Source organism: Gammaproteobacteria bacterium, assembly GCA_003696665.1.
In the GTDB taxonomy this organism is placed as follows: Bacteria; Pseudomonadota; Gammaproteobacteria; order Enterobacterales.
This window is the reverse complement of record RFGJ01000323.1, coordinates 1-4,587: the sequence shown is the minus strand read 5'-3', so window position 1 is coordinate 4,587 and position 4,587 is coordinate 1. Positions and strand designations below refer to the sequence as shown.

The following is a 4,587-nucleotide window of genomic DNA, read 5'->3' as shown; positions in this document are numbered from 1 at the left end:
GCCAAAGTACGAGATATTGCCGTCAGCAATCATGGTCGCCACCTTGTCATTGCCTTGGACGATGGCCGTGTTGTTTTTGTGGACACAGCATCCGGCAGGCGTCTTGAGTTTTTTGGACATTTGTTGAATGCAAGAAAACAGGGCATACCTGATGGCTGGGCTGGCGTCAACAGCGTCGACGTCTCTGGTAATGGCCGTTATGTTCTGTCTGGCGGTGATGACAATCAGGCACTCTTTTGGGACACCAAAACCGGGCAGATTCTCCAACGACATCAACACAAAAATCGCGTTCACCTTGTTCGCCTCGATGAACATCACAAAAGAGCGTTTTCCGCGTCGATTCAGGCAGAATCGGTCGTGTGGGATCTGGCTAGCGGTCAGCCGGTGAGCCGCCTTAAGCTCAAGCCACGGGAATATGTGGTCAGTGCTGTCGCTTTTGACGCGTCAGGTCAATATATCGCGACCGGGGCACCTGGGCGGGAGCTTAAACTTTGGCGTATTCCTGAAGGAAAATTGGTGCAGCAGTGGCGCGTCCAAACCCGGGGGCGCGGCGGCGCTGTTGTGCTCGCGGTCGGCTTTAGTGACCACGGGACACTTTGGTCCATCGCAAGCTCAGGCTATGCGCAACAATGGAAAATCCCTTAGCTTCATTGTTTATTCAGTTTCGGTTGATTATGCTATGGCCTCCAAGTTCGATAATCGAGGTGGTTGCATGAAACGTACCACAATTATCTTTTTTTCTTTGGTCTACGCTGTGATCGCTATGGCCACAACCGATCCCTTTGCTGGCCCGATACCAAAATTCCAGGAAAATGTGCACTATCGGACAGAGTTTCCTGACAATAAAGCAAGCCAACCCACGGTTGTTCAATTCTTCTCCTTTGGCTGCCCACATTGCTTTCATGCCGAGCCACAGGTTGAACGTTGGCTCAGAAACAAACCCGCTAACATCCATTTTGAACGAATTCCGGTCAGCTTTGGCCGCCCAAGCTGGGGTTTATTTGCAAGGGCTTACTACATCGCCAAGGCGCTGAAAATCGAAGACCGTTTTGTACCCGCCTTCTTCAATCGAATTCATATCAAGCGGCAAGCGCCAACCAACTTGAACGAGCTCAAAGCAGTCTTTGTGGAGATGGGCGTCAAAGCCGAAGACTTTGACAAGCATGCCAAATCATTTTGGGTGGAAAGTCAGCTCAGACGCGCTGACCAACTGGCACGCCAATATCGGGTCATGGGGGTGCCGGACTTCCTCGTCAATTATCGGTATCGCCTCGTCCCGGGTGCTGTCAAAAGCGAAGCGGAGTTCCAGGAATTGCTTAACGGTTTAGCGCTCAAAGATTTCAAATAACAGGCTGAGAAAATTGGGCAGTGGCAACACTGCCCTTCCATTTCAACTGACCAGCCAAAACCCTACGATAGATAATAATCCAGCAAACAGCGCATAGGGCAGCTGCGTACGAACGTGTGTCATCACATCCGTGCCCGCCGCCAGGCTGGCAATGATCGTGGTGTCGGAAATCGGAGACGTGTGATCACCGAAAATCCCGCCACTTAATGCAGCGCCGATAGCGATCGGCAAAGGCAGACCCGTTTGTAAGGCGACCGGTATCGCAATGGGCACCATGATCGCGAAGGTTCCCCATGATGTGCCTGTGGTAAAAGCGATTAAAGCGGCACTCACGAATATCATCGGCGCCAGCCATGACGTGGGTAAATTGGGACCAACCCAAGAGGCAATAAACGCTCCTGTTCCCAAGTCACGAATGCTCGCGCCTAACGCAATCCCGAGTATCAGCACCAAAACCAACGGCAACAATTCTTTCATGCCGGAAAATCCTTGCTGCATCAGTTTAGTATGCGTCAGCTGACCGCCCCATCGAAGTAATACATAAGCCACAAGGCAGGCGATAGTGGTGGCGTACAGGATAGACTGACTGCCACTTCCCTGCATGAGATTGCCATGACCAGTCCACCACATCATCCAAGGAACCGAAAGCACCATCGTCACTATTGGGATAACAAAATAGATCGCCCTGGTGGCTTTCGGTTCATTCGCCATCGTCTCCTCAGTGCGCTTGTATTCATGACGATTTAAGGCGCCAAACACCCGGGTGGTCCAAGCGGTGTACAAAGCCAAAAGTAGCGCCAAGAGGGCATAAAAATTATAAGGGATTGTTGCAATAAAGGTTTGAAAATCATTATCAACGCCATTGTTGCGCAGAAGTGCCATGACATAGGCGCCCCACCCATTGAAGACAAATAATATACTGACGGGGGCACAAGTACTGTCTATCAAATAAGCCAGTCGTGCGCGTGACAAACCAAAACGATCAAACAAAGAACGCGATGCCAATCCAGAGGCCAACGCACTTAAGTTGCTTTCAACAAAAATCACAACACCAATTAAGAAAGTCATCAACGATGCCTTCCTTGGGGTATCCACCCAACCATTGGTGGTTAACTTATGAACAAACGCAGAAACGCCCCCTGACGAACGCACCCAGCCCACAAGCACACCAATCAGCAAACAAAATGTCATCAAACGGGCATTGCCAGCATCCGTCAAGACATGCACAGGTCGCTCGATGACAGCGAATAATCCCTGCCAGTGGCCACCAGCCAACAACAGCTCGCTGGCCAGCAAGCCCGCGAGCAAGGCGATGATGACTTCTTTGGCATAAATCGCCACAGCAATCGCGATCAGAGGAGGGAGCAAGGTCAACACGCCCAGTGATTCTGCCATTTAAAAACACTCTGCACGCTTCAGTACTGTTCACTATACTAAAACAAACCCGTGATACGCGAGAGTTGAAACCAGTCATATGGACATACGGGAATTTCGAGGATGGCTATTTGATATTGAAGGTGTGTTATTGGATGGGCCGGCTGTGTTACAACCTAACATCGATTTTGTTCGAGCACTCATCGAACGTCATGTGCCGGTCTTATTTGTGACCAATACTGTCATGCGCAGCAAAGATGAACTGATGAAACGTTTTACGCTTGCCGGTTTGCCGATTAGCATCGACCAGATAGTGACGCCAATTGATGTGGCGTGTGAGTGGCTTATTCAGCGTCACATCAAAAAGATCCATGTTGTGGCGCCCAAGCCGATTCAGAACGCCTTTTCGCTTTTTCAACTTGACGAATCTGGTGAAGCACTGATCATTGGCGATTTTGGCACTAACTGGCAGTATCGAGAGTTAAACCACGCGTTTCAGTGGATGATGCTTCATCCAGACTGGCCAGTACTTGCGTTAGGTGGTGGGCGCTATTACCGACGCCAACAACAATGGTTCCTAGATCTTGGCGCATTTACACAAGCACTCAGTTGGGCAGCCAATAAAACTATCCAAAATTGTGGCAAGCCAGATCGATTGATCTTTGAAACAGCAGTGAGGAAGCTAGGCTTTAAAGCGTCAGAAGTCGTCATGGTGGGAGATGATTATGCTTCAGACGTCAACGCTGCCATTGCCGCGGGCTGCCATGGCATCCTTGTCCGCAGCGGAAAATATCGGGTCCGCGACGAAAATCGTTTAGTGAAGGAGGCGATGTGTATCGATTCTTTGTCGTCATTCTCGTCTTTCTAATGGGCGTTGATGTTGTAGCCGCTGAAACCTGCCGAACCATGTCTCAGGCGGACCTCCACACGCTAGACGACTTGCGCTTGCGCATCGGGGGCATACGCTATGTTCGACACCCCATATTTGATGAAAACAAACCTGAGGAAAACAATTGGTTGTTTCGCACGGCCAATCGGCTACACAGCCTGACACGACAGAAAACGATTGCGCGTCGATTGCTTTTTGTCGAAGGCGATCCCTTTTCCAGTCAAAAGATCGCTGAAAGCGAACGCATCTTGAGAAGCGAGAATTTCTTACGTGATGCCCATATTGTCGTTGAAAAAATTTGTGGGGACCGGGTGTTTCTGGCCGTTCATACCTATGATGTATGGACACTGATCCCATCCATCAATTTTGCCAGAAGTGGGGGAAAAAATAGCTTAAGCTTTAACATCACCGAAAACAACTTACTTGGTACAGGGCAGTCGATTCAGGTCGCTCGATTCTCGGACGCTGAACGCACCGGGACCCTATTCCGTTACGTCAATCGTAAGCTCACTCGTTTTCAGGCACTTCTTGATCTCGAATACCAGAACAATCAGGATGGTTTCAAAAAAAGCCTTGTTTTTGAACGTCCTTTTTTCGCACTGGATACCAAATGGTCTGGAGGTATCGAGGCAAGGCAGTTCGACCGGACAGCACGGTTGTATTTTCGCGGTGAGGAATCGTTAAGGTATCAGCAAGACTCACTGTATCAAGAAATCTTTTTTGGTGTTTCAGAAGGGTTGGTGGCCGGAGAAACCGAACGCTGGCGCTTTGGTGTGACGCGCGATGATAATCAATTTGACTTGATTCCGGGCGACCCATTATCCACCGCCGTCCCTGAAGATCGCCATTGGCGTTATCCATGGTTTGGGTATGAATGGATTCAGGACAGGTTTGTCACTCGCACAAATGTCAATTTGATGAACCGCACTGAGGATTTTCATGTCGGCCGCTATCTTTCGCTGAGACTGGGTATTTC

General features: G+C 49.7%; 5 protein-coding genes. 4 read left to right on the top strand and 1 reads right to left on the bottom strand.

Features of this window, described 5'->3' with window-relative positions; all coding sequences use genetic code 11:
- Positions 1-645: hypothetical protein (locus tag D6694_08545; GenBank protein ID RMH41837.1), on the top strand; the 645-nt coding region annotated here is incomplete at its 5' end.
- Complete coding sequence (locus D6694_08540) at positions 416-1,348, top strand: thiol:disulfide interchange protein DsbA/DsbL (protein RMH41836.1); 933 nt, start codon at positions 416-418, stop codon at positions 1,346-1,348. The genes D6694_08545 and D6694_08540, both read left to right, overlap by 230 nt.
- A 42-nt stretch (positions 1,349-1,390) precedes the next feature.
- Here the strand turns inward: D6694_08540 and D6694_08535 are convergent, their stop codons facing one another.
- A complete protein-coding gene (locus D6694_08535) occupies positions 1,391-2,743 on the bottom strand; it encodes a sodium:proton antiporter (GenBank protein RMH41835.1) in 1,353 nt (450 codons plus the stop codon).
- A gap of 79 nt (positions 2,744-2,822) precedes the next feature.
- Between D6694_08535 and D6694_08530 the strand changes: the two genes are divergently transcribed.
- Together D6694_08530 and D6694_08525 are read left to right on the top strand one after the other, a co-directional pair.
- Positions 2,823-3,590 carry an HAD-IIA family hydrolase gene (locus D6694_08530; protein RMH41834.1) on the top strand — a complete coding sequence of 256 codons (768 nt, stop codon included), beginning with the start codon at positions 2,823-2,825 and terminating at the stop codon, positions 3,588-3,590.
- Between the two features lie 38 nt (positions 3,591-3,628).
- Positions 3,629-4,587: hypothetical protein (locus D6694_08525; GenBank protein ID RMH41833.1), on the top strand; the 959-nt coding region annotated here is incomplete at its 3' end.

What these genes read in the sequence shown, in the direction of transcription:
- D6694_08540 (RMH41836.1), top strand. Translation starts at nt 416, where the DNA reads ATGTGGTCAGTGCTGTCGCTTTTGACGCGTCAGGTCAATATATCGCGA.
- D6694_08535 (RMH41835.1), bottom strand. Translation starts at nt 2,743, where the DNA reads ATGGCAGAATCACTGGGCGTGTTGACCTTGCTCCCTCCTCTGATCGCG.
- D6694_08530 (RMH41834.1), top strand. Translation starts at nt 2,823, where the DNA reads ATGGACATACGGGAATTTCGAGGATGGCTATTTGATATTGAAGGTGTG.